This window comes from Streptomonospora mangrovi, assembly GCF_027604915.1.
In the GTDB taxonomy this organism is placed as follows: Bacteria; Actinomycetota; Actinomycetes; order Streptosporangiales; family Streptosporangiaceae; genus Streptomonospora; species Streptomonospora mangrovi.
The window spans coordinates 62996-85956 of the sequence record NZ_JAJAQC010000035.1; the positions used below are offsets into that span (position 1 = coordinate 62996).

The 22961-nt window shown below is 74.3% G+C and carries 18 protein-coding genes; 2 read left to right on the top strand and 16 right to left on the bottom strand.

What is annotated here, in order from left to right:
* Nucleotides 1-70: 70 nt before the first annotated feature.
* From gap to LG943_RS18975, 4 genes are all read right to left on the bottom strand, one after another.
* Nucleotides 71-1075, bottom strand: coding sequence for a type I glyceraldehyde-3-phosphate dehydrogenase (gene gap, locus LG943_RS18960; protein ID WP_270073655.1), 1005 nt, complete (start codon nucleotides 1073-1075; stop codon nucleotides 71-73).
* A gap of 308 nt (nucleotides 1076-1383) precedes the next feature.
* Nucleotides 1384-2364, bottom strand: coding sequence for a DNA-binding protein WhiA (gene whiA, locus LG943_RS18965; protein ID WP_270073656.1), 981 nt, complete (start codon nucleotides 2362-2364; stop codon nucleotides 1384-1386).
* 305 nt (nucleotides 2365-2669) lie between these two features.
* Nucleotides 2670-3707: a Gfo/Idh/MocA family protein gene (locus LG943_RS18970; protein WP_270073657.1), complete on the bottom strand. Its 1038-nt coding sequence runs from the start codon at nucleotides 3705-3707 to the stop codon at nucleotides 2670-2672.
* Nucleotides 3704-4606, bottom strand: a complete 903-nt coding sequence (locus LG943_RS18975; RefSeq protein ID WP_270073658.1) for an SDR family NAD(P)-dependent oxidoreductase — start codon at nucleotides 4604-4606, stop codon at nucleotides 3704-3706. Before LG943_RS18975 ends, LG943_RS18970 begins: the two co-directional genes overlap by 4 nt.
* Nucleotides 4607-4745: 139 nt before the next feature.
* On the opposite strand from LG943_RS18975, the gene LG943_RS18980 reads away from it, so the two are divergent.
* On the top strand, nucleotides 4746-5366 hold the full coding sequence (locus tag LG943_RS18980; RefSeq protein ID WP_270073659.1) for a TetR/AcrR family transcriptional regulator: 621 nt from the start codon (nucleotides 4746-4748) through the stop codon (nucleotides 5364-5366).
* A 214-nt stretch (nucleotides 5367-5580) separates the two neighbouring features.
* Here LG943_RS18980 and LG943_RS18985 read toward each other — a convergent pair whose 3' ends face one another.
* The 4 genes from LG943_RS18985 to uvrC all read right to left on the bottom strand — a co-directional run bounded on the left by LG943_RS18985 (nucleotide 5581) and on the right by uvrC (nucleotide 10902).
* Entirely contained in the window at nucleotides 5581-6030 is a 450-nt protein-coding gene (locus tag LG943_RS18985; protein ID WP_270073660.1) for a DUF488 domain-containing protein, read from the bottom strand.
* 146 nt (nucleotides 6031-6176) lie between these two features.
* Nucleotides 6177-7103, bottom strand: a complete 927-nt coding sequence (locus LG943_RS18990; protein ID WP_270073675.1) for a gluconeogenesis factor YvcK family protein — start codon at nucleotides 7101-7103, stop codon at nucleotides 6177-6179.
* A gap of 663 nt (nucleotides 7104-7766) precedes the next feature.
* On the bottom strand, nucleotides 7767-8678 hold the full coding sequence (gene rapZ / locus LG943_RS18995; RefSeq protein WP_270073661.1) for an RNase adapter RapZ: 912 nt from the start codon (nucleotides 8676-8678) through the stop codon (nucleotides 7767-7769).
* Complete coding sequence (gene uvrC / locus LG943_RS19000; RefSeq protein ID WP_270073662.1) at nucleotides 8668-10902, bottom strand: excinuclease ABC subunit UvrC; 2235 nt, start codon at nucleotides 10900-10902, stop codon at nucleotides 8668-8670. The genes rapZ and uvrC overlap by 11 nt, the downstream gene beginning before the upstream one ends.
* A gap of 332 nt (nucleotides 10903-11234) precedes the next feature.
* Here uvrC and LG943_RS19005 point away from each other — a divergent pair, with 332 nt between their 5' ends.
* Nucleotides 11235-12446 (top strand): mechanosensitive ion channel family protein, encoded by a 1212-nt coding sequence (locus LG943_RS19005; RefSeq protein WP_270073663.1) that lies wholly within the window; start codon nucleotides 11235-11237, stop codon nucleotides 12444-12446.
* Between the two features lie 39 nt (nucleotides 12447-12485).
* On the opposite strand, the gene LG943_RS19010 is transcribed toward LG943_RS19005, so the two are convergent.
* The 8 genes from LG943_RS19010 to LG943_RS19045 form a co-directional block, all read right to left on the bottom strand.
* Nucleotides 12486-12884: a Rieske (2Fe-2S) protein gene (locus LG943_RS19010; protein WP_408648614.1), complete on the bottom strand. Its 399-nt coding sequence runs from the start codon at nucleotides 12882-12884 to the stop codon at nucleotides 12486-12488.
* A 132-nt stretch (nucleotides 12885-13016) separates the two neighbouring features.
* The gene (locus tag LG943_RS19015; protein ID WP_270073665.1) at nucleotides 13017-13706 is read right to left on the bottom strand and encodes an RDD family protein; all 690 of its coding nucleotides are present in this window, start codon (nucleotides 13704-13706) and stop codon (nucleotides 13017-13019) included.
* A gap of 55 nt (nucleotides 13707-13761) precedes the next feature.
* Nucleotides 13762-14301, bottom strand: a complete 540-nt coding sequence (locus LG943_RS19020) for an RDD family protein (protein ID WP_270073666.1) — start codon at nucleotides 14299-14301, stop codon at nucleotides 13762-13764.
* Between the two features lie 46 nt (nucleotides 14302-14347).
* Entirely contained in the window at nucleotides 14348-17182 is a 2835-nt protein-coding gene (gene uvrA, locus LG943_RS19025; RefSeq protein ID WP_270073667.1) for an excinuclease ABC subunit UvrA, read from the bottom strand.
* A 243-nt stretch (nucleotides 17183-17425) separates the two neighbouring features.
* Nucleotides 17426-18445, bottom strand: a complete 1020-nt coding sequence (locus LG943_RS19030; RefSeq protein ID WP_270073668.1) for a TerC family protein — start codon at nucleotides 18443-18445, stop codon at nucleotides 17426-17428.
* Nucleotides 18446-18678: 233 nt separating this feature from the next.
* A complete protein-coding gene (locus LG943_RS19035; RefSeq protein WP_270073669.1) occupies nucleotides 18679-19863 on the bottom strand; it encodes a glycosyltransferase family 4 protein in 1185 nt (394 codons plus the stop codon).
* Between the two features lie 261 nt (nucleotides 19864-20124).
* Nucleotides 20125-21759, bottom strand: coding sequence for a murein biosynthesis integral membrane protein MurJ (murJ, locus tag LG943_RS19040; protein WP_270073670.1), 1635 nt, complete (start codon nucleotides 21757-21759; stop codon nucleotides 20125-20127).
* A 311-nt stretch (nucleotides 21760-22070) separates the two neighbouring features.
* On the bottom strand, nucleotides 22071-22961 hold an 891-nt coding region (locus tag LG943_RS19045), incomplete at its 5' end, for a hypothetical protein (RefSeq protein WP_270073671.1).

A 22961-nucleotide genomic window follows, 5' to 3' on the forward strand; every position in this document is an offset into this window, starting at 1 on the left:
GACGGCGGCGCCCCCCGCGCTGGGCGGGGGGCGCCGCACCGGCGCTCACACGGCTGGGGTCCGTCCGGAACTACAGGCGGGAGCCGACCAGCTTGGCCAGGTCCACGAGGCGGTTGGAGTAGCCCCACTCGTTGTCGTACCAGCCGATGACCTTGACGGTCGAGCCGAACGCCATGGTCAGGCTGGAGTCGAAGGTGCAGGAGGCCGGGGTGCCGACGATGTCGGAGGAGACGATCTGGTCCTCGGTGTAGGTGAGGAACTGCTTGAGCGGCCCCTCGGCGGCGGCCTTGAACGCGGCGTTGACCTCGTCCTTGGTGACCTCGCGCTCCAGCTCCACCACCAGGTCGGTGACCGAGCCGTCGGGCACGGGCACCCGCATGGCGATGCCGTCGAGCTTGCCCTGCAACTCGGGCAGCACCAGGGCGGTGGCCTTGGCGGCACCGGTGGTGGTGGGGATGATGTTCTGCGCGGCGGCGCGGGCGCGGCGCAGGTCCTTGTGCGGGAAGTCCAGGATGACCTGGTCGTTGGTGTAGGCGTGGGTGGTGGTCATGAGGCCCTTGACGATGCCGAAGCTGTCGAGCAGGACCTTGGCCATCGGCGCCACGCAGTTGGTGGTGCAGGAGGCGTTGGACAGCACGTGGTGCTGGGCGGGGTCGTACTTGTCGTCGTTGACGCCCATGACGATGGTGATGTCCTCGCCCTTGGCGGGCGCGGAGACGATGACCTTCTTGGCACCGGCGTCGATGTGCTTCTTGGCGTCCTCGGCCTTGGTGAAGCGGCCGGTGGACTCGATGACGACGTCGACACCGAGGTCGCCCCAGGGCAGCTTGCCCGGGTCGCGCTCCTCGAGGGTCTTGACGGTGGCGTTGCCGACCCGGATGGAGTCTCCGCCGACCTCGACGTCGCCTTCGAGGGTGCCCAGCACGGTGTCGTACTTGAGCAGGTGGGCGAGGGTGGCGTTGTCGGTGAGGTCGTTGACCGCGACGATCTCGACCTCGCTGCCGGCGGCGCGGGCCGCGCGCCAGAAGTTGCGGCCGATCCGGCCGAAACCGTTCACGCCTACACGGATGGTCACGGTAACCAAGCTCCTCACGTGTTCGTAGGTACTGCTGCCGCGGCCGACAACGGCGGTCGGGCCGGGCGTGTCTTCAGCGCCGGGTTCACTGCCGAGCCTATCGCTCCCCAGCAGGGCGGTCGCTCGGGCCCGGCCTGGTGCGAAGGGCCGCCGCCCGGACCATGCTCGCACCGGCACCGCTACAGGTCTAGACCATTTTCCGAAGTTTTCCGGACGTTCTGACCAGTCACAAAACGGCACACGGCGGGGTCGGCGCGGGGTGCCGGTGCGGCCCCCGCCCCCGGGTGCGCGGGGGTGTGCGCGGGTGTTCAGGGCACCAGCATGTCGGCCGTGAGGTTGGCCTCGGTCCCGGGGATGCCGAGGTCGGCGGCGCGCTTGTCGGCCATGGCGAGCAGGCGGCGGATGCGCCCGGCGATGGCGTCCTTGGTCAGCGGCGGCGAGGAGAGCTGGCCCAGCTCCTCCAGCGACGCCTGCTTGTGCGCCAGGCGCAACTGCCCGGCGGCCACCAGGTGCTCGGGCGCCTCGTCGCCGAGGATCTCCAGCGCCCGCTCCACGCGCGCGCCGGCGGCCACGGCCGCGCGGGCGCTGCGCCGCAGGTTGGCGTCGTCGAAGTTGGCCAGCCGGTTGGCGGTGGCGCGGACCTCGCGGCGCATCCGGCGCTCCTCCCAGGTCAGCACGCTGCCGTGGGCGCCCAGCAGGGTCAGCAGCGCGCCGATGGAGTCGCCGTCGCGCACGACGACGCGGTCCACCCCGCGCACCTCGCGGGCCTTGGCGTGCACCTTGAGCCGGCGCGCGGCGCCCACCAGCGCCAGGGCGGCCTCGGGGCCGGGGCAGGTGACCTCCAGCGACATCGAGCGGCCGGGCTCGGTGAGGGAGCCGTGGGCCAGGAAGGCGCCGCGCCAGGCCGACTCGGAGTCGCAGGCGCCGCCGGCCACGACGTGGCGCGGCAGCCCGCGCACCGGGCGGCCGTTGTTGTCGATCAGGCCGGTCTGGCGGGCCAGGCTCTCGCCCTCCTTGATGACGCGCACGACGTAGCGGCTGCCCTTGCGCAGGCCGCTGGGCGCCAGCACGACCACCTCGGACTCGTGGCCGAACACCTCGGAGATGTCCTTGCGCAGCCGGCGCGCGGCCGAGCCGGTGTCCAGCTCGGCCTCGATGACGATGCGCCCGCTGACCAGGTGCAGCCCGCCGGTGAAGCGGAGGATCGTGGAGACCTCGGCTTTGCGGCAGCACGGCTTGAGAACGGTCAGTCGGCTCAGCTCGTCCTTCACCACGCCGGTCATCGCCATGGACGCGTCCCCTTGCACACTCGACTCCCCCGCGCACCGCCTGCCGGCCGCGCGCGTTCTTTCGTCGCAGACTACTGAACGTGGGTGAGATGGCCACGCCCGCGCCCGCGTGTCCGAAACCCCTGATCGAAACGGCGAGTCGTGATTTCCGATCCATGCCGATCTCTGCCGAAAGGCGCCCGGCCGGGCGCGGGGCGGCGGGGCGGGGCCGGGGCGGCGCCGGCCCGGAGTGCGGGGCGGGGGCCGGACCGGTACCGCGTCCGGTGGGCGGGATCACACGGTGACGCCGCGCCCCGGGTGGGGGCTCACCCCGGGGCGGCGCCGCGCACGGGCAGCCCGGCGGCGCGGTAGACCGCGTCCAGCAGCGCCATGGTCGCCACGGCGTCGCGGGCGGGCGTGAGCACGGGCGCGCCGCCGCGCGCGGCTGCGGCGAAGGCCCGCAACTGGGCGGTGTAGGTGGCCTCGCCGGGGACGGTCTCGGTGCGGGTCCCCCGCGGCGTGCGCACGCGCAGCCGGTGGAACAGGTGCGGCATCAGGAAGTTGGCGACCCGCAGCTCGCCGCGCTCGCCCACCACCCGGGCGCCCACCCGCAGCAGGGCGGTCGACCACAGCGAGGCGCGCAGCCGCCCGGTGGCGCCGGAGGGGAACGCCAGCTCGGCCGTCACGGCGCGGTCGACGGCGGGTGCGCGGCGCAGGACGGCGGCGCGGGCGCCGACCACCTCGGGCTCCTCCCCGCCCAGCAGCCGCGCCAGGTGGGCGGCGTAGCAGCCGGTGTCCATGGCGGCGCCGCCGCCGAGGTCGTAGCGGTAGCGGATGTCGCCGGGCAGCGGCAGCGGCACGCACACCGCCACCTCCACGCGGCGCACCCGGCCCAGTTCGCCGCCGCTGCCGGGGGCGGCGCCGGGCGGGGGTGCGGACCCGTGGACGACGGTGCGCAGCCGCTCGGCCAGCGGGTGGTAGCGGTAGTGGAACGCCTCCATCACCACCAGGCCGGGCGCGGCGTCGGCGGCCTCGGCCACGGCGGCGGCCTCGGCCCGGTTGGCCGTCATGGGCTTCTCGCACAGCACGTGCTTGCCGGCCGCGATGGCGCGCAGGGTCCAGTGGGCGTGCAGGGCGTTGGGCAGCGGGATGTAGACGGCGTCCACGCCGGGGTCGGCCAGCAGGGCGGCGTAGTCGGCGTGCACGGCGGGGACGCGGTGGCGCCGCGCGAACGCCCGGGCGCGGGCGGGGTCGCGCGCGGCGACCGCCGCCACGGCCACGCCCGGCACGCGGGCGGCGGGGCCGACCACGGCGGCCGGGGCGATGGCGGCGGCGCCCAGGACGCCGATGCGCAGCGGTGTCACGAGCGGGCGCCGGTGTGGGCGGCGACGAGTTCGGCCGAGCGCTCCCACAACCGGGCCGCCAGGTCGGCGTCGTCGGCCTGGCGGTGCACGCGGCCGGGGTGGTGGAAGCCGTGGAAGTAGCCGCCGCTGGGCGCGCCGACGTCGGGGGCGCCGGCCAACCGGATGAGCGGCTCGGCGCCGTCGTCGCCGGTGAGCTTGACGCGGCGCACCACGGAGTCGGGCAGCAGGCGCATGAGGCGGGTGTCGCCGGCGAAGCGCGTCTCGGTGACCTGACCGGGCGGGCGGGGGGCGCCGGTGCCCGAGACGGGGTGGAAGCTGTAGGCCGCGATGCCGGTTCCGGCGGTGCGGCGCGCCAGTTCGCGGGTGAAGAGGATGTTCATCAGCTTGGTGGTGGAGTAGGCGATCCACCCCCCGCCGTAGCGGCGCTTCTCCCATTCCAGGTCGTCCAGGCGCACCTTGCCGAAGACGTTGCCGAAGCTGGCGGTGGTGACCACGCGGACCGGGGAGCTGCGGGCGGTCTCGCGCAGGCGCGGCAGGAGGAGCTGGGTGAGCAGGAACGGCGCGAGGTGGTTGGCCTGGAAGGTGAGTTCGTGCCCGTCGGGGGTCGTCCGCCGGGTGGAGAAGAGCGCGCCGGCGTTGTTGGCGAGCACGTCGATGCGGGGGCAGCGCTCCAGGATCACCTCGGCGGCCAGGCGCACCTGGGCGAGGTCGCCGAAGTCGGCGACGACGGGGGTGGTGCCGATCTCGGCGGCGACGGCGGCGGTGCGCTCGGGCGAGCGGCCCACGGGCACGACGGCGGCGCCCTGGGCGGCCATGCGCCGCGCGGCGGCGAGGCCGATGCCGGAACTGGCGCCGGTGATCACGACGGTCATGCCGGTCATGTCGAAGGTGGTGTCCATGGTGGGGCCTTCCCGCGTGTGGGCGCCTCCCCCGGCACCGTCAACCGCACTGCGGCATCACCGGAACACAGGGAGGACATGGTTCCTTTTGGTACTCAGTACCGTACAGCATCGAGTTCCACCTCGGTAGTCTGGCCGCATGGAAGCCCGTCAGCCCGCCCCGGCATCCCTGCACGCCCGCAAGCGGCAGAAGGCACGGGCCGCGATCATCGCGGCGGCCTACGACCTCTTCGCCGAGCGCGGGTTCGACGCCGTCACCGTGACCGAGATCGCCGAGCGCGCCGAGGTGGGGCGGACCACCTTCTTCCGCTACTTCGGCGACAAGCAGGAGGTCCTGTTCGGCGACGACGCGGGCACGGTGGAGGCCGTCACGGCCCGGCTGCGCGAGACCGCCGCCCGCGCCGCCCCCATCGGCGACTCCTTGGGCACCGCCCTCGCCTGCGTCCGTGCGGCGGTGGTGCCGGACCCGGCCGAGTGGACCGGCGACCCCGCCCGCGCGGCGCTGCTGGACCGCCTCCTGCGCCAGAACCCCGACCTCAAGGCACGCCACCTGCTGAAACAGCACCTCCAGGCCGAGCACCTGGTCACCGCCCTGACCGACAGCGGGGCCACCCGGCCCACCGCCGTCCTGGCCACCCAGGTGATGATCGCCTGCCTGCACACGGCCATGGAGGTCGCCGAGGACCCCGGGGAGTTCCCGGCGGCGGTGGACCGCGCCCTGCGCCAGGTGGGCGTCCTGCGCGGCACCCCGGAGGACTGACGGCGGGGGCGGCGGGGCCGGTGGGACGCACCGGACAGCGGCACGCCGCATGACGGGCTGAGGCGGCGGGGGCGTTCGACGGCGGCGCAGCCTCGGACAGGCGGGCACCGGGACCCGTTGTTCTCGTCAGGTGAGGCAACCGGGATGCCGAGACGACGGGATGTCCGCCGCCGGGGCCGGAACGCCCGGTGGCCGCTGTCGCGCTGGGCGGCGCTTACCCCGTGCCGGGCGTCTTCGTGCCGCCCTTCGACTCACGCTTCGACTCGTTCCTCGGTGCGCTCCTCGCCTCGCCCTTGGGGCCGGTCGTCTCCAGGAGGAACTCGCGGAGCACCGCCGCGTGGTTGCGGTCGGTGTCGTGGGCGGCGTAGAGCAGGGTCACCGGGCCCTCGGCCATGGCGTCGCGCAGCGGCCGCAGCGCCTCGGGGTTGTCCTCAAGTTCGGCGCGGTAGCGCCGCTGGAACCGGGGCCAGCGGTCGGGGTCGGCGTGGAACCAGCGGCGCAGGTCGCTGCTGGGGGCGGCGTCCTTGACCCAGTCATCGAAGTGCAGGGCCTCCTTGCGGACCCCGCGCGGCCAGAGGCGGTCCACCAGGAAGACCCGCCCGGGCGGCGGGTCCTCGTCCAGGTGGTCGCGGACCCGCCGCAGGTCGATGCGGTGCGTGCTCATACAGTGCCGATGCCCCGGTGCCCGCCCGCTAACCCGGCCGCTCGGGACGGGTGACCGGGTTGCTCCGGACCGGTGATCATCCCGTGAGCAGGCGGTTCGGGCCGGCCGAGCCCGCGCCCCGCAGCCGCCGTTGCCGCGAAGCGGCCCTAGCCGCGGAAGATCTTGTCGAAGGCCGCCGCCAGCAGGTCCGGGTCGTGGCGCGGCGAGCCGTCGCCCGCGGCCACGTCCGCCACGACCAGCCGGCCGCCCATCTCCTTGGCGACCTCGCCGACCCGGCCGGTGTCGCCGACCACGCCGCTGTCGGCCAGCACCACGTCGATGCCCAGATGCGGCGCGTGCTCGGCCAGCACCTCAAGGTAGGTCTCCGGCCGGAAGTCGTCGGTCTCGCCCTTCTGCGGCAGGAGGTTGAGGGTGACCAGGCGGCGCGCCTTGGTCTCGACCAGCGCGCGGGCCAGGTCGGGCACCAGCAGGTGGGGCAGCACACTGGTGAACCACGACCCCGGGCCGAACACGACCCAGTCGGCCTCGCGGACCGCCTTCACGGCCTGCGGCGAGGCCGGCGGCTCCTCGGGCACCAGCGAGATCGAGCGGACGCGGCCCCGGGTGCTGGCGCAGGCGACCTGCCCGCGCACCGTGGTCAGCTCGTAGGGGCGGGCGGGGTCGACGCCCTCCACCTCCGCGACGATGTCCAGCGGCACCGACGACATCGGCAGCACCCGCCCGTGGGCGCCCAGGAGTTGGCCCACCCAGTCGAGCCCGGCCACGGAGTCGCCCAGCAGCTCCCACAGCGCGACGATGAGCAGGTTGCCCACCGCGTGGCCGTGCAGGTCGCCCTCGGAGCGGAAGCGGTGCTGGATGACCTCGCTCCAGGTGTGGCCCCATTCGTCGTCGCCGCACAGGGCCGCCAGTGCCATGCGCAGGTCCCCCGGCGGCAGCACGCCCAACTCCCGGCGCAGCCGGCCGCTGGAGCCGCCGTCGTCGGCGACGGTGACGACGGCGGTGATGTCGGTCGTGACCCGCCGCAGCGCCGAAAGCGACGCGTGGAGCCCGTGTCCGCCGCCGAGGGCGACCACCCGAGGCGGGGTGGGCTCGGCGGGGTCCTGTCTGCCCGGAACCACCGGCGGCGCCGCGCTGGTCGCGCGTCTCCCGCCGTCACTGCCGGGGCTGTTGTCTGACATGTGAGTCTGCGTACCTCGTGTCCCGATCATCGTGGACCGACCGCGCGGCGGTCGGCCGACCGCCGCGTCCATGACGCGCGGCGGCCACCGCGGATTCAGCCAATGCTAGGGCGTACCTGATCGGTACTCGTCCTGCTTCGCGGCTTTCGCCCCCCGCACCGCGGCGGTGCGGGCGCCGATCCCCCCGCCCGCCCCGGGTCGCCGGTGCCGGGGCGCTCCGCGGGGCGCGCCCGGCGCGTCGCGCCGGTGCCCGGACCCGACCCGGCCACCGGGTGCGCGGGCGGCGCCGCCCCGCCCCCTGCGCCGAGCATCGCCGGCACCGACCGGAGAACGACCGACCGCGTCCGGCGACCGGCGACGGACGCGCCTGCGCGCCCGCACCGACCGCGATCACCGGACCCGCCGGCGACCGCCCGCGCGTTGCGGTGGGCCGGTGTGCCGACTGCTCCGCCGACTACCCCGCCGCCGCGCCGCGCATCCGCCGCGCCCGCGATCCCTTCCGGCCGTGTTCACCCCGGCGCCCCGGCGGCGACCACCGCCCGCGTCCACCGGCCGACGTCACTCCCGGCCGACGTCGCGGTGCACCACGTGGACCTCGACGCCCTGCTCTCGCAGCCGCTCGCCGAACTGCTCGGCCATGGCCACGCTGCGGTGCTTGCCGCCGGTGCACCCGATCGCCAGGGTCATGTAGTGCTTGCCCTCGCGCTGGTAGCCGGAGATGACCAGCCGCAGGACCTCGGCGTAGGAGTCGAGCATCTCCTTGGCGCCGGTCTGCGCCAGCACGTACTCGCGCACGGGTTCGTCGCGGCCGTTCATGGCGCGGAGTTCGGGCACCCAGTGCGGGTTGGGCAGGAACCGGCAGTCCAGCACGAGGTCGGCGTCGACCGGCAGGCCGTGCTTGTAACCGAAGGAGACCACGTTGGCGCGCGGCCGGGCCTCCTCGGCGTCGCCGAAGAAGCCGATCACCTTGGCCTTGAGCTGGTGCACGTTGAGCTGCGAGGTGTCGATCACGAGGTCGGCCTCGCCGCGGATGGCGCGCAGGGTCTCGCGCTCGCGCGAGATGCCGTCGGTGAGCCGCCCGTCGCCCTGGAGCGGGTGCGGCCGGCGCACGCTCTCGAAGCGGCGGACCAGGGTGTCGTCGCCGGCCTCCAGGAACACCACCCGCGCCGCGATGCCGCGTCTGCGCAGCTCCTCGACGGTGGACAGCAGGTCCTCGGTGAAGGCCATGCTGCGGACGTCGACCACCGCCGCCACCCGCGGCACCGCGCCCTGGGTGCGCCCGGCCAGGTCGATCATCGTGGGCAGCAGCCCCGGCGGCAGGTTGTCGACGACGAACCAGTCCAGGTCCTCCAGCGCCCGCGCCGCGGTGCTGCGGCCGGCGCCCGACATGCCGGTGACGATGACGATCTCGGGCGGAAGCTCGCCGCTGAGTTCCGCGCTGAGGTCGCCGGCCGTCTGGTCATCCCCCATGGTGTTGTCCGTTCCCGTCCGCCGTGCCGCGTTCGACCGTGCCGACGCCGCCCCTGTCATGGTTTCCTTCCCGCTCCTCGCCCGAGAGCCGCGCGTGGATGACCCCCGCCGTGGTCTTGCCGATGCCGGGCACCTGCGCGATCTCCTCCTCGGTGGCCGCGGCCAGTCTCTTGACCGATCCGAAGTGCTTGAGCAGTGCGCTGCGCCGGGCGGGTCCCAGGCCGGGGACCTCGTCCAGCGCGCTGCCGGTGAGCGCCTTGGCCCGCTTCTGCCGGTGGTAGGTGATGGCGAACCGGTGGGCTTCGTCGCGCACGCGCTGGAGGAGGTAGAGGCCCTCGCCCGTGCGGGGCAGGATCACCGGGTCCTCGTCGTCGGGGAGCCACACCTCTTCCAGCCGTTTGGCGAGCCCGCACACCGCGATGTCGTCGATGCCCAGCTCGTCCAGCGCGCGCCGCGCCGCCTGCACCTGGGGCCGACCGCCGTCGACCACCACCAGGTTAGGGGGGTAGGCGAACTTGGCGGGGGTGTCCACGACGGGGCGCGCCGCGCCGGCGCCCCCGCCGGCGTCATCCGGCCCCTCCTGCCCGGCTCGCCCGGCCCGCTCCGCCGGTGCGTCCTGCGCGGCGGGCCGCCCGGCCCCGGGCGCGCCGGCCGCCGCGCCCGCCGCCCCGGTCCCGCCGCCGCTCGCGTCGGCCGCCGCATCGGCGCCCATCTCGGCGCCCATGCGGTCGAGTTCGCCGGTGCGGCTGCTCTCCTCCAGGTAGCGGCTGAAGCGGCGCCGGATGACCTCGTGCATGGCCGCGACGTCGTTCTGCTCCGAGCGGCGCGGCTGGTCCCCGGCGCCGCCCGAGGTGCCCCGGATGCTGAACCTGCGGTACTCGGACTTGCGCGCCAGGCCGTCCTCGAACACCACCATGGACGCCACCACGTGCTCGCCCATGAGGTTGGAGATGTCGAAGCACTCGATGCGCAGCGGGGCTTCGTCGAGCCCCAGGGCGTCCTGGATCTCGCTGAGGGCGCGGCTGCGGGTGGTGAGGTCGCCGGCCCGCTGGGTCTTGTGCCGGGCCAGGGCCTGCTCGGCGTTCTTGGCGACGGTCTCCAGCAGCGCCTTCTTGTCGCCGCGCTGGGGCACCCGGAGGTCGACGGCGGCGCCGCGCCGCTCGGTGAGCCAGGCGACCACGGCGTCGCGGTCGGCCGGGGGCGCCGAGACCAGGACCTCGCGCGGGATGGCGGCGGGGTCGCCCTCCTGGGCCGCGCCGTCGCGGGGGCCGGGCACGCCGGGGGTGTCGCCGGCGCCGTAGGTCTGGGCGAGGAAGCGCTCCACGAGTTCGCCGGTGGTGACCTCCTCGACCTTGTCGACCACCCAGCCGCGCTGGCCGCGGATGCGCCCGCCGCGCACGTAGAAGACCTGGGCGGCGGCCTCCAACTGGTCCTCGGCGATGGCGATGACGTCGCAGTCGGTGGAGTCGCCCAGGACGACGGCCTGCTTCTCCAGCGCGGTGCGCAGCGCCTGGATGTCGTCGCGGATGCGGGCGGCGCGTTCGTACTCCTGGTCGGCGGCGGCCTCGCGCATGCTCTGCTCCAGCCGGCGGATGAAGCGGCTGGTGTCGCCGGCCATGAAGGAGCAGAAGTCCTCGGCCAGGTGGCGGTGCTCCTGGGGGTCGACGCGGCCCACGCACGGGGCCGCGCACTTGCCGATGTAGCCGAGCAGGCAGGGCCGCCCGCTGTTCTTGGCACTGCGGAACACCCCGGCCGAGCAGGTGCGCACCGGGAAGACGCGCAGCAGGAGGTCGACGGTCTCGCGGATGGCCCAGGCGTGGCCGTAGGGGCCGAAGTAGCGCACGCCCTTGCGCTTGGCGCCGCGCATGACCTGCACGCGGGGGAACTCCTCGCCCATGGTGACGGCGAGGTAGGGGTAGCTCTTGTCGTCGCGGTACTTGACGTTGAAGCGGGGGTCGTACTCCTTGATCCAGGAGTACTCCAGTTGGAGGGCCTCGACCTCGGTGCCGACCACGGTCCAGTCGACGTCGGCGGCGGTGGAGACCATGGACTGGGTGCGGGGGTGCAGCCCGGCGAAGTCCTGGAAGTAGGAGGACAGGCGCGCGCGGAGGTTCTTGGCCTTGCCCACGTAGATGACCCGGCCGTGGGAGTCGCGGAAGCGGTACACCCCGGGTGAGGTGGGAATCGATCCGGGGCGGGGCCGAAGGTGGGGTTGCGCTGCCATGGCTCCATTGTGGTGGGCGGCGGGGGTGCTCGGCCACTCGCGCGGCCTCCTGTGGACAACGCCGCCCGCACCCGCGCCCGCGCCTGGCCGCCGGGCCGGTCCCCCGCCGGCGGCCGCCCGGTGCCGCCGCCCCTGGCCCGGGGCGGCGGGTGCGGCGCGGGGCGGCCGCTGGTCCCCGGCGCGCCGGATCGCCGCCGTCTAAGCTGGTTCACGGTTCCGCGCGATCCCGCCGCGTGCGCAGTCTCATGATCTGAATGTCACGATTCAGCATATATATGCCCTAGGTTAGGCGGGTATCGACCGAATTCCCTCGAGCGAAGGGGACAGTTTCCGTGGATGTCGCACAGTGGATCGGGATCGGCGTGTCCGTCCTGGTCTCCGTGCTCGTGGTCACGGTGGCGCACTGGCTGCTGACCCACCAGCTCTCCAAGGTCTCACCGCTGGCCGGGCCGCTGGTGAGGCACTGCCGCTACTCCGCCTACGCGGCGGCGGCGGTCATCGGAGTCAACGTCGCCCTGCCCACGCGGCGCGAGATGGAGGACCGCTCCCTCTTCCCCATCATCGACCACGCCATGACGATCCTGCTGATCGCCACCCTGACGTGGTTCGCCCTGGGACTCGCCTACGCCATCACCGACACCGTCCTGGACCGGCTGGCGGTCAAGAACGCCGACGACGACCACCGCTCGCGGCGCCTCCAGACCCAGGTGCGGCTGCTGCGGCGGGTGGCCGCCACCGTCATCGGCGTCCTGGCGGTCGCCGCGATCCTGTTCACGTTCCCCGCCGTACAGGGCCTGGGCGCCGGGCTCCTGGCATCGGCCGGCCTGCTGTCGGTCGTCGCCGGCATAGCGGCCCAGTCCACCCTGGGCAACGTGTTCGCCGGCCTGCAACTGGCCTTCAGCGACGCCCTGCGCCTCAACGACATCGTCGTCTTCCAGGGCGAGTGGGGCCGGGTCGAGGAGCTGAGCCTGACCACCGTCACCCTGCGGATGTGGGACGAGCGGCGCCTGGTCGTGCCGGTCTCCCACTTCACGACCAACCCCTTCGAGAACTGGACCAAGCAGGGCGCCTCCATCACCGGCTGGGTGATGCTGGCGGTCGACTGGTCGGTGCCGATCGACAAGATCCGCCAGGAGGTCGGCGAGTACGTCGCCCACCACCCCCTGTGGGACGGCCGCCGCTGGTCGCTCCAGGCCACCGACATCCTCGAGGGCGGCCTGGTGCAACTGCGCGCGGTGGTCACCACCGCCGACTCCGACGCCCGCTGGGACCTGTGCTGCGACCTGCGCGAGCACCTGATCACCTACATCAGCGAGAACTACCCCGAGGCGCTCCCCCGCCGCCGCACCGAGTTCGTCATGCCCGGCGACGAGGAGCTGCCCTTCGCCGCGGTCTACACCGAGGCGGCCTACCGCTCCCGCACCGGGCGCGACGGCGACCCCCGCGCGGGCTCCCCCGGCCCCGACGGCGCGCTGGCGGTCAAGGGGTCGAGCGGTTCGGAGACCGACACCCGCCCCGCCGAGGACGGCATCGACGGCGAGTAGCCCGCGCCCGGGCGGCGCGGCCGGTCCCTGCCGCCCGGGTCAGCGCGCGGGGGCGTCCTCCGACAGCGTGATCTGGCCGTTGGCGACCGTGATCGGCAGTTCCTCCAGCGGCTCCACCGCCGGGCCGCGCAGGACGTCGCCGGTGGAGACGTCGAACTCGCTGCCGTGGCACAGGCAGTGGATGGTGGTCTGGACCTCCTGGATGGTGCAGCCGGCGTGCGTGCACACCGCGCTGAACGCCTTGAAGTCGCCCTCGGCGGGCTGGGTGAGGGCGATCTTGCCGTCGATGACGATCGTGCCGCCGCCCACCGGGACCTCGTCGGTGCGGGCGATGACGGTGCCCCGCAGCCGCTCCCAGGGCGCGGGCCCGCCCTCGGGGGAGCCGCAGGCGCTCACGCCGAGCGCGGCGGCACCCGCCACCCCCGCCGCACCGAACAACCGCCGCCGGCTCATTCCGCACGCACGCCCTGCGCACATGGCGCGGCCCCCCTTCAGCACACCGTGGACTACTACAGACTGTAGTACGCGTTGGAGGGTGTTCGGTCCGGGGGACCGGTCGCGGGCGGGCTCTCAGCCCGTGCGCACGACCACCGTGCCGGCGACCTTGTCGTGCACGCCCTGGCGGTTGGGGCGGTCCCACAGCGGCCACAGGTAGCACGCCAGGGTCACCGCCGACAGCAGGGTGACCGACCAGCCGGTGCTGTAGGTGACCAGCATGGGCAGGTTCAGCACACAGCCGCGCGCGACCATCGACAGCACGGGGATGGGGCCGGGCCGGCCCGCGCCGCGCACCGGCGCCACCTCGAGCTTCAGCAGGTGCTTGCCCAGGGTGCGGCGCCACCGCTTGACGCACACGGTCTCATAGACCACCGACAGCACGAACGCCACGATGCCGTAGATGATCGAGACGCTGGTGGCGGAGGTGCCGCCGCTCAGCGCCTGGGCGCCCGCGAAGGTCAGCGACACCACGAACGCCACGGCGGCGATGGGCAGGGTTATCGCCACGCCGTCGATGAGGCGGGCCGCCACGCGCCGCCACCAGTCCGACAGCGGGCGCCGGCCCGTGGAGTCGGGGCCGACCGGCCCGGCCGCGCCCACCGGTGTCCGGTAGGGCGGCAGGGGGTCGCGCAGGGGCGGCGCGGCGGGGCCGTCGGGCCCCGGGTAGGGCGGAGGCGCCGCCGTGTCCCCCCGGTAGGGCGGCGGCACGGCCGCGCCGGGCGGCCGGCCGTCCGGGCCGGTGTAGGGCGGGGGGTAGCTCATCGGGTCCGGACCTCCTCGGCGACTGCGGTGATCGGGGTTCTGGCGCAGTCCGACCCTACCGCTCGGCGGCGCGGGCCGGACCGGTCGCGGCGCGCCCGCTGCCCCCGCTGACCACGGCGGTGCCGGCGGCCTTGTCCTGGAGGCCGCGGTGGCGCGGCCGGTCCAGCAGCGAGGAGACCACCGCGTAGACCGACACCACCAGCCCCAGGAAGCTGACGACCGGGACGAAGTTGAGCAGCACCGACACGTACAGGATCGAGGAACGCTTGAGCACGGCCACCGCGCCCGCGCGCGGCGCCCCCACCACGGGTTCGGCCTCGACCACGCGCAGCCCCAGCAGCAGCTTGCCGGGGGTGGCGCCGTAGACGGCGGTGAAGGCGGCCTCGTAGCCGAGGTAGAGAGCGAACAGCCCCACCGACAGCACCAGGGTGGGCACCACGGCCATGCGCAGGGGGTCGGCGGCGCCGGGCACGGTGTTGACCACGACCGCGGTGACGAGCATGCCGATGGCGCCCAGGACGACCACGTCGACCAGCCGGGCCAGGATGCGCCGGCCCAGTGCGGCCGGCCGTTCGGCGGGGGGGTCCTGGCTCATGGTCGCTGTGCTCCTTTGCCGGCGGCGCGGCGGCCCCGCGCCGCCGCTAGACGATCTGCGAGAGGAAGTGCCCGGTGTAGGACTCCTCGACCCTGGCGACCTCCTCGGGGGTGCCGGTGGCCACCACGGTGCCGCCGCGCGATCCTCCTTCGGGGCCCATGTCGATGATGTAGTCGGCGGTCTTGATGACGTCGAGGTTGTGCTCGATGACGATGACGGTGTTGCCGCTGTCGGCGAGCCGGTTGAGCACGCCCAGCAGCTTGCGGATGTCCTCGAAGTGCAGGCCGGTGGTGGGTTCGTCCAGCACGTAGACGGTACGCCCGGTGGAGCGGCGCTGGAGTTCGGCCGCGAGTTTCACGCGCTGGGCCTCGCCGCCGGAGAGGGTGGTGGCGGGCTGGCCCAGCCGGACGTAGCCCAGGCCGACGTCGTTGAGGGTCTGCATGTGCCGGCGGATGGCGGTGATGGGCTCGAAGAACTCCAGCGCCTCCTCGATCGGCATGTCCAGCACGTCGGCGATGGTCTTGCCCTTGTAGTGGACGTCGAGGGTCTCGCGGTTGTAGCGGGCGCCGTGGCAGACCTCGCAGGGCACGTAGACGTCGGGCAGGAACTGCATCTCGATCTTGATGGTGCCGTCGCCGGCGCACGCCTCGCACCGGCCGCCCTTGATGTTGAACGAGAACCGGCCCGGCTGGTAGCCGCGCATCTTGGCCTCGGTGGTCTGCGCGAACAGCTTGCGGATGTGGTCGAAGACACCGGAGTAGGTGGCCGGGTTGGAGCGCGGGGTGCGGCCGATGGGGCTCTGGTCGACGTGGACGACCTTGTCGACCTGGTTGAGGCCGTTGACGCGGGTGTGGCGGCCCGGGACCGAGCGCGCGCCGTTCAACTCCTTGGCCAGCGCCTTGTACAGGATCTCGTTGACCAGGGTGGACTTGCCCGACCCCGACACCCCGGTGACGGCGGTGAACACGCCCAGCGGGAACGCGACGTCGATGTCCTTGAGGTTGTTCTCGCGCGCGCCCTTGACCAGGAGTTCGCGGCCCTTGGCGCGCGGGCGGCGGACCTGGGGGACCTCGATGCGGCGGCGCCCGGTGAGGTAGTCGCCGGTCATGGAGGTGGTGCTGGTGAGCAAATCGTTGACGGTGCCCGAGACCACGACCTCGCCGCCGTGCTCGCCGGCGCCGGGGCCGATGTCGACCACCCAGTCGGCGGCGCGGATGGTGTCCTCGTCGTGCTCGACCACGATGAGGGTGTTGCCGATGTCGCGCAGCCGCTGGAGAGTCTCCAGCAGCCGGAAGTTGTCGCGCTGGTGCAGGCCGATGGAGGGCTCGTCCAGGACGTAGAGCACGCCCACCAGGCCCGAGCCGATCTGGGTGGCCAGCCGGATGCGCTGGGCCTCGCCGCCCGACAGTGAGCCGGCGGAGCGCTCCAGGGAGAGGTAGTCCAGGCCGACGTCGAGGAGGAACCCCAGCCGGGCGTTGATCTCCTTGAGGACCTGGGCGGCGATGACCTGTTCGCGCTCGCTGAGCTTGAGGTCGCGCAGGAAGGCCGCGCACTCGCTCAGCGGCAGGGCGCTGACGTCGGCGATGGAGGCGCCGCCGACGGTGACGGCCAGCACCACCGGCTTGAGGCGGCGGCCCCGGCAGCCGGGGCAGGGGACGGTGCGCATGAAGCCTTCGAGGCGTTCGCGGCCGGAGTCGCTCTCGCTCTCGGAGTGGCGGCGCTTCACCCAGGGGATGACGCCCTCGAAGTTGGTGTAGTAGGAGCGGGTGCGCCCGTAGCGGTTGCGGTAGCGCACGTGCACCTGGGTCTCGTGGCCCTCCAGCAGGGCCTTGCGCGCGGCCTTGGGCAGCCGCTCCCAGGGGGTGTCCATGTCGAAGCCGACGGCGTCGCCCACGGCCTCGATGAGGCGGCCGAAGTACTCCAGGGCGTGGCCGCCCGACCACACCGCGATGGCGCCCTCGTTGAGGGTCTTGGCGGGGTCGGGGACCAGGAGTTCGGGGTCGACCTCCATGCGGGTGCCCAGGCCGGCGCAGTCGGGGCAGGCGCCGTAGGGGGAGTTGAAGGAGAACGACCGGGGCTCCAGCTCCTCGAAGGAGAGGTCGTCGTAGGGGCAGTACAGGTGCTCGGAGAACACCTTCTCGCGTTCGGGGTCGTCCTCGGGGGCGTCGACGAAGTCGAGCACGATGGTGCCGGCGGCCAGTTGCAGCGCGGTCTCCACGGAGTCGGTCAGCCGCTTCTTGGCGGACTCCTTGACGGTGAGCCGGTCGACCACCACGGAGATGTCGTGCTTCTCGTACTTCTTGAGCGCCGGCGCCTCGTCCAGGCGGACCAGGGCGCCGTCGACCATGGCGCGGGTGAAGCCCTTGGACTGGAGGTCCTTGAACAGCTCGGCGTACTCGCCCTTGCGGCCGCGCACGACCGGCGCCAGGACCTGGAAGCGGGTGCCCTCGGGGAGTTCCAGCACCCGGTCCACGATCTGCTGGGGGGTCTGGCGGGCGATCTCGCGCCCGCACTCGGGGCAGTGCGGCACGCCGATGCGCGCCCACAGCAGCCGCAGGTAGTCGTAGACCTCGGTGATGGTGCCGACGGTGGAGCGGGGGTTGCGGCTGGTGGACTTCTGGTCGATGGAGACCGCCGGGGACAGGCCCTCGATGAAGTCGACGTCGGGCTTGTCCATCTGGCCGAGGAACTGGCGGGCGTAGGACGACAGCGACTCGACGTAGCGGCGCTGGCCCTCGGCGAAGATGGTGTCGAAGGCCAGGGAGGACTTGCCCGAACCCGACAGCCCGGTGAACACGATCATCGCGTCGCGCGGCAGGTCGAGCTTGACGTCCTTGAGGTTGTGCTCCCGGGCGCCCCGGATCACCAGCTCTTCGGCCATGTGGTTCATCAGCCCTTTCGGGATCGACTCGCGCGTGCGGCGGCGGGCAACGGGCCCGGCGCGAGGTTGGCGCGGTGACGTGGGGCTGACCGAGGGCAATGGCTCGGTGCCGACCGCGGCGCGAGGTCCGGACCTCTCAACGGTAACGACCCGGCCGGGGAGAAACTTCCGCCCCAGGCAGCGCCGCCCCCGGCCCAAGGGCCGGGGGCAACCACTATAGACGAACAGCCGTTCGAGTGCGGGTCACTCGCCGGAACCGCCGCGCACACCGCTTCCGGTGGGCTCGGGCTCCTTGCCGGGCTTGGACCGCGACTGGATGAGGCTGGCCACCACGGTGATCGTCATCACACCGCAGATGACGCCGAGCGACAGGCCGGTGCTGATCTCGGGCACGGGCACGTGGTTCTCGTGCAGGGCGTGCAGGATCATCTTGATGCCGATGAACACCATGATGGCGGCCAGGCCCCAACTGATGTAGGACAGGCGGTCCATCAGGCCGGCCAGCAGGAAGTACAACTGGCGCAGGCCCAGCAGCGCGAACGCGTTGGCGGTGAACACCAGGTAGGGGTCCTGGGTGAGGCCGAAGATGGCCGGGATGCTGTCGATCGCGAAGATGAGGTCGGTCATGCCGATGGCGACGATGACCATCAGCATCGGGGTGACGTGGCGGCGGCCGTCGAGCTTCACCATCAGCTTGGCGCCGTGGTAGTCGTCGGTCACCGGCCAGACCTTGCGGACCATCCGGACGGCGAAGCTGTCGGTGTAGTCCTTCTCCTCCTCGTCGTGCTTGAGGTGGTCCCGGACGATCTTGATGGCGGTGAAGATCAGCAGCGCGCCGAAGGCGTAGAACACCTCGCTGAAGGCGTTGATGGCCTGGGCGCCGATGGCGATGAAGATACCGCGCATGACCAGCGCGATGACGATGCCGACCAGCAGGACCTCGTGCTGGTACTTCCGGGGCACCGCGAAGCTGCTCATGATCAGGTAGAACACGAACAGGTTGTCGACGCTGAGGCTCTTCTCGGTGATGAACCCGGCGAAGTACTCGCCCGCCAGGGTGCCGCCGCCGATGTACCAGATGCCGAACCCGAACAGGATCGCGATGCCGATGTAGAAGGCGGCCCACCACGCCGCCTGCTTCATCCCGAACTCGCGGGGACCGGACTTCTTACTCCAGGGGTGGTCGACGATGGCGAGATCGATTACCAGGATGGCGATCATGCCACCGATTGTGACCAGCCATACCCACAGGGGAACATCCACAGGCTACTCCTCCGGCTCCCATGCCCAAGCGCCGCTGCTATGGACATCCTCGAACACCGGAGGTCTTTCCCGCCCGCCCGGCATCCCCGCTGGGGACGGCCGTTCGGACCGACGGCACCGGGTCCGCGCCCATGCGGACCGTGATGACGACACCGTCGCGAAAGGGATACTCCCCTCACCGCGTACCGCAGGACCCAACGCTCCGCGTCGGGAAATCGTTCCTCGGTCTCCTGTCATGATGCCATCCAAGGTCGAGTCGTGGAACCGTGGTTTGTGCCGGGCGAACGTGGCGCACCTCGCACCGGCGCCCCCGACCATGGTGCGGTGAGGCGCGGACGCCCCGCGCCGCGCCGCAGGGTCGCGTAGACGCCCAGTGCCTGGTCGAGGACGTCGTCGTCGGTGGGCAGGTGGGCGGCCGCGCGCGCGGCCCGGGTGCGCAGCCGGGTCGCCAGGTCGGGGTCGTCCAGGACCCGGCCCACCGCGCGGGCGAGCGCGTCGGGGTCCTCGGGCGCCACCAGCAGCGCGGAGTCGGCGTAGCGGTCGGGGATGCCCCCCACCCGGGTGGCCACCACCGGGAGCTGGGCGCGCAGCGCCTCCATCACCACCAGCGAGGGCCCCTCCCACCGGCTGGGCAGTACGAACACGTCGGCGGCGGCCAGCAGGTCGGCGACGTCGGCGCGGTGGCCCAGCAGCCGCACCGGCAGGCCGCCCTCGCGGGCGGCGGCCTCGGCGCGGGCGCGCAGCGGGCCCTCCCCGGCGATCGCGATGACCGGGCGGGGGGAGCGCGCGCAGATGGCGGGGGCGGCGCGCAGCAGCACGTCGATCCCCTTTTGCGCGGCCAGGCGCGCCACCACCAGCACCAGCGGCCCCTCGCCGGCGCCGAGTTCGGCGCGCACCCGCTCGGGCGGGCGCCGCAGCGCGGCCAGCGGGGGTGCGGCGACCACGGCCGGGCGCACCCGGCGCGCGCCGGCGCGGCGCATGCGCGCCTCCAGGTCGGCCGAGACCGCCAGGACCGCCTCGGCGCGGCGCGCCACCACGCGTTCCAGCAGCGGGAACACCAGGCCGGCCGGAGGGCGCAGGGCCGGCGGCGCGTTGTGCACGGTCACCGCGAGCGGCGCGGCGCCGGCCAGGGCGCACAGGGCGCCCGCGCGCACGCCGTGGGCGTGCACGACGTCGGCCTTGGCGCACAGCGCGTTCAACCGCGCCAGCGCGGCGGTGTCGTGGAGCGGGCGGGGCGTGCCCCCGATGTCGACCGCCGCGAAGCGGGCGCCGACGCCGGTGAAGCCGAAGCGCTCCTGGGTGCCCGCCGGCCCGAGGACCGCCACCCGGTGGCCCCGGGCGGCGAGCCCCTCCGCGAGTGCCCGCACGTGATTGCCCACGCCCCCGCTACTGACCCCGATAACCAATGCGATGCGCATGGTCGCTGCCCCTCCCCCTCCGCGTCGCCCCGTCGTGTCCGCCCCGGGTCCGGGACGTGCCTGGTCAGCACCCCTGCCGCCCGCCCCCGCCGGGCGGGTGCCCGCCAAAATTAGGCCCGGCGCGCCCGGCCCCGGCCGGCGCCCGCCCGCGTCCCGGGGCCGCGGCGCGGGGTTCCGCTGCCCGTTTCGCGGCGTCCCATCCGGCCCGCGCGGCGCGCCCGCACCGATCGGCACGGGTGCGGCGCGCCCCGCGCACCGCGCTCACGACGCACCGCCGCCGGGACCGCCGGCCCCGGGCACGGCGGCGCGCGGCCGGCGCAGGCGGGCCAGCGCGGCGCGCGCCGAACTCGGGTCCAGCGCCGAGGCCGCCAGCGCGAACACCGCCGAGGACGCGGCCGCGGCGACGGCCGCGCCGGCGACCTCGGCCCCGGTGCCGGTGCCGGCGACCAGGCCGGCGGCACCGGCGCCGGCCGCCGCGCCCAGCAGGCCGCCCACCAGCGCGGCGAGCAGCGCCCGGCCCAGCCCCGCCAGGGCGGCCCGGCCGTGCGCGGCGCGGGTGGCGACGGCCAGCAGCACGGCGGCCAGGGTCAGCCCGGTCGACGCGCCCGCGCCCAGCGCCGCGACCGTCCAGCCGGGCGGCACCGCAGCGACCAGCGCGGCGCCGCAGGCCATGACCGCCGCCCACCCCGCGACCTGGGCGGTGGCGGCGGAGCGGCCGTGGTGGGAGGCGTACAGCGCCCGGCTGAGGAGGGCGCCCAGGCCGAACCCGAGCACGCCGGGGGCGTAGGCGATGAGCGCCCGGTGCAGGCCGGCGGGGTCGTTGCGGGCGAACACGGCGGCGACCGGCTCGGCGGCGCCCGCCAGGGCGGCGGCCAGCAGCCCGGTGGCCATCACCAGCGCCCGCGCGCTGCCCGCCAGCGTGGCGGCGAAGCCGTCGCGGTCGCGTTCGCCGTGGCGGACCGACAGGGCGGTGAACGCGCTCGTGGCGATGGGCACGGCCACGATGCCGTAGGGCAGGGTGAACAGGGTCCAGGCGTAGGTCTGCACGACGGCCGCTCCCCCACCGCCCCGGTTGGCCAGCGCGAGGTTCAGCAGCAGCGCGCCCTGCATGGCCGCCGGGGGCAGCAGCGCGGCGGCGGCCAGCGCGCGGGCGCGGCCGCCGGTGCCGGGGGGGAACGACAGCCGGGGGCGGAGCCGCAGGCGCAGGCGGCGGGCGGGCGGGAGCGCGGTGAGCAGGAGCGCGGCGACCCCGGCGGTGGTGCCCGCCGACAGCGCCAGTTCGGCGGCGGCGGGCAGCCGGGCGGGGTCGTCGCGGTGGGCGCCGGCCAGTGGGACGAACGCGATGTAGGCGGCGATGACCACGACGCTGGAGACCAGCGGCGCCAGCGCGGGGGCGAGGAAGCGCCGGTGGGCCTGGAGGATGCCGTAGAGGACGGCGGCCAGGCCGTAGAGCAGCACCTGGGGGGCGAAGACCAGGAGGAACCGCGCCGCCAGGGCGAGCAGCGCATCACGGTCGCACCCGGCGGCGGGGCCCAGCAGCACCGACATGGCGGGCACCGCGAGCGCGGCGGTCAGCGCGCTCAGCGGCACGGCCGCCACCACCACCCAGGTCAGCAGGGCTGAGGCGGTGTGCTCGACGTGTTCGCGGTCTCCGCGCGCGGCGGCCGAGGCGAGCACCGGAACCACCATGCCGGCCACGGCGCCGCCGATGACGGTCTCGAACAGGACGGTGGGGAGCTGGTTGGCGGTGACGTAGGCGGTGCCCAGGCAGGTGTCGCCCACGGTCTGGGAGAAGACCACCGTGCGCCCGAACCCCGCCAGCCGCGCCAGCGCCGTGGCCCCCGCGATCACCACAGCGGCCCCGGCCACCCCCGCCCCCAGCCGCAACGGCGTCACCGCTCCCCCACCGCGCGCCGCCGGCCCTCGCCGGCCGGGCCACGGCAGGGACCATCCCCGCGCATGCGGGGAGCACGTTCTCCCACTCCGCAAGCTGCCACTCGGACCGGGAACCATCCCAGCGTGCGCGGGGAGCGCTCCAGCGACCATCGGGGGCCGAAGGGTGTGCGCGAAGTGTCCCCGCGTGGGCGGGGGTGGTCGGTGGCGGTGGATCGCCGATCAACCGGTTGGCGACCGCCCCCGTGGTCGCGGGTGCGGGTGGTGGGAACCGGTGGCACCGGCGGGGGTGGTGGGCTGGGCATGGGGCGCCTCTATGGGTGGAGTTGGCGGGTGTCCCGTTGGCGGGGGACGGTGGGGCGGGGCATGGGGTCGGCGGGGCGGCGGCCGAGGTCGTCCAGGCGGCGCAGGGCCGGGGTGGCCGCGATGACCTCAGTGAAGCTGACGAACTCCGCCGCCAGGGTCAGCCCGGTGACCGCGCCCAGGGCGGCCAGGCGCGCTGGGCGGGCCAGGGAGGCGGCGGTGGCCGCACCCAGGGCGGCGCCCAGGGCGTTGGCGCCGCAGTCGCCGAGCATGGCGCGTTCGGCGAGGTCCTCGGGCAGCAGCGCGGCGGCGGCCCCTGCCACCGCGCCCGCCAGGCCCGGCGCGGGGCCGGCCAGGGCGGGGGCGGCGGCCAGCAGCGCGGCCTTGGCCGCGCGGCCCGGGCGCAGGTCGAACAGGTTGCACAGGTTGGCGGTGGCGGCGATCAGCGCGCCGTCGAGCAGGAGGTCGGGCAGGCGGCGCCGGCCCGCCACCGCCGCGGCGGCCACGCCGGTGGCGCCGATCCCGGCGATCTTGACGGCGCCGGTGGTGAGGCGGCCCCGGGTGAGCGCGCCCAGGTGGCCGGTGAACCCGCGCGCGCCGGGTTCGCCGGCGAGGTCGTCGTAGGCGCCGAAGGCCGCCCCGCCGGCGGCGGCCACGACGGCGGCGGCGCGCAGCCGCCGGGGCGTGCGGGGCGCCAGCGCGGCTCCCGCGCACAGCCCGAAGGCCAGCGCCGGGCCTTCGAGCAGGGTGACCTCGGCGCCCCGGTGGTTGGTCCGCGCCCACACGTCGCGCGAGCGCTGGCGGGTGTGGAACACGTCCTCGTCCCGGCCCGCCTGGGGCGCGGGGACCAGCAGCCGGTAGGCGGCGCGCGCGCCCGCCGCCCCCAGCGCGGCGGCGGCCGC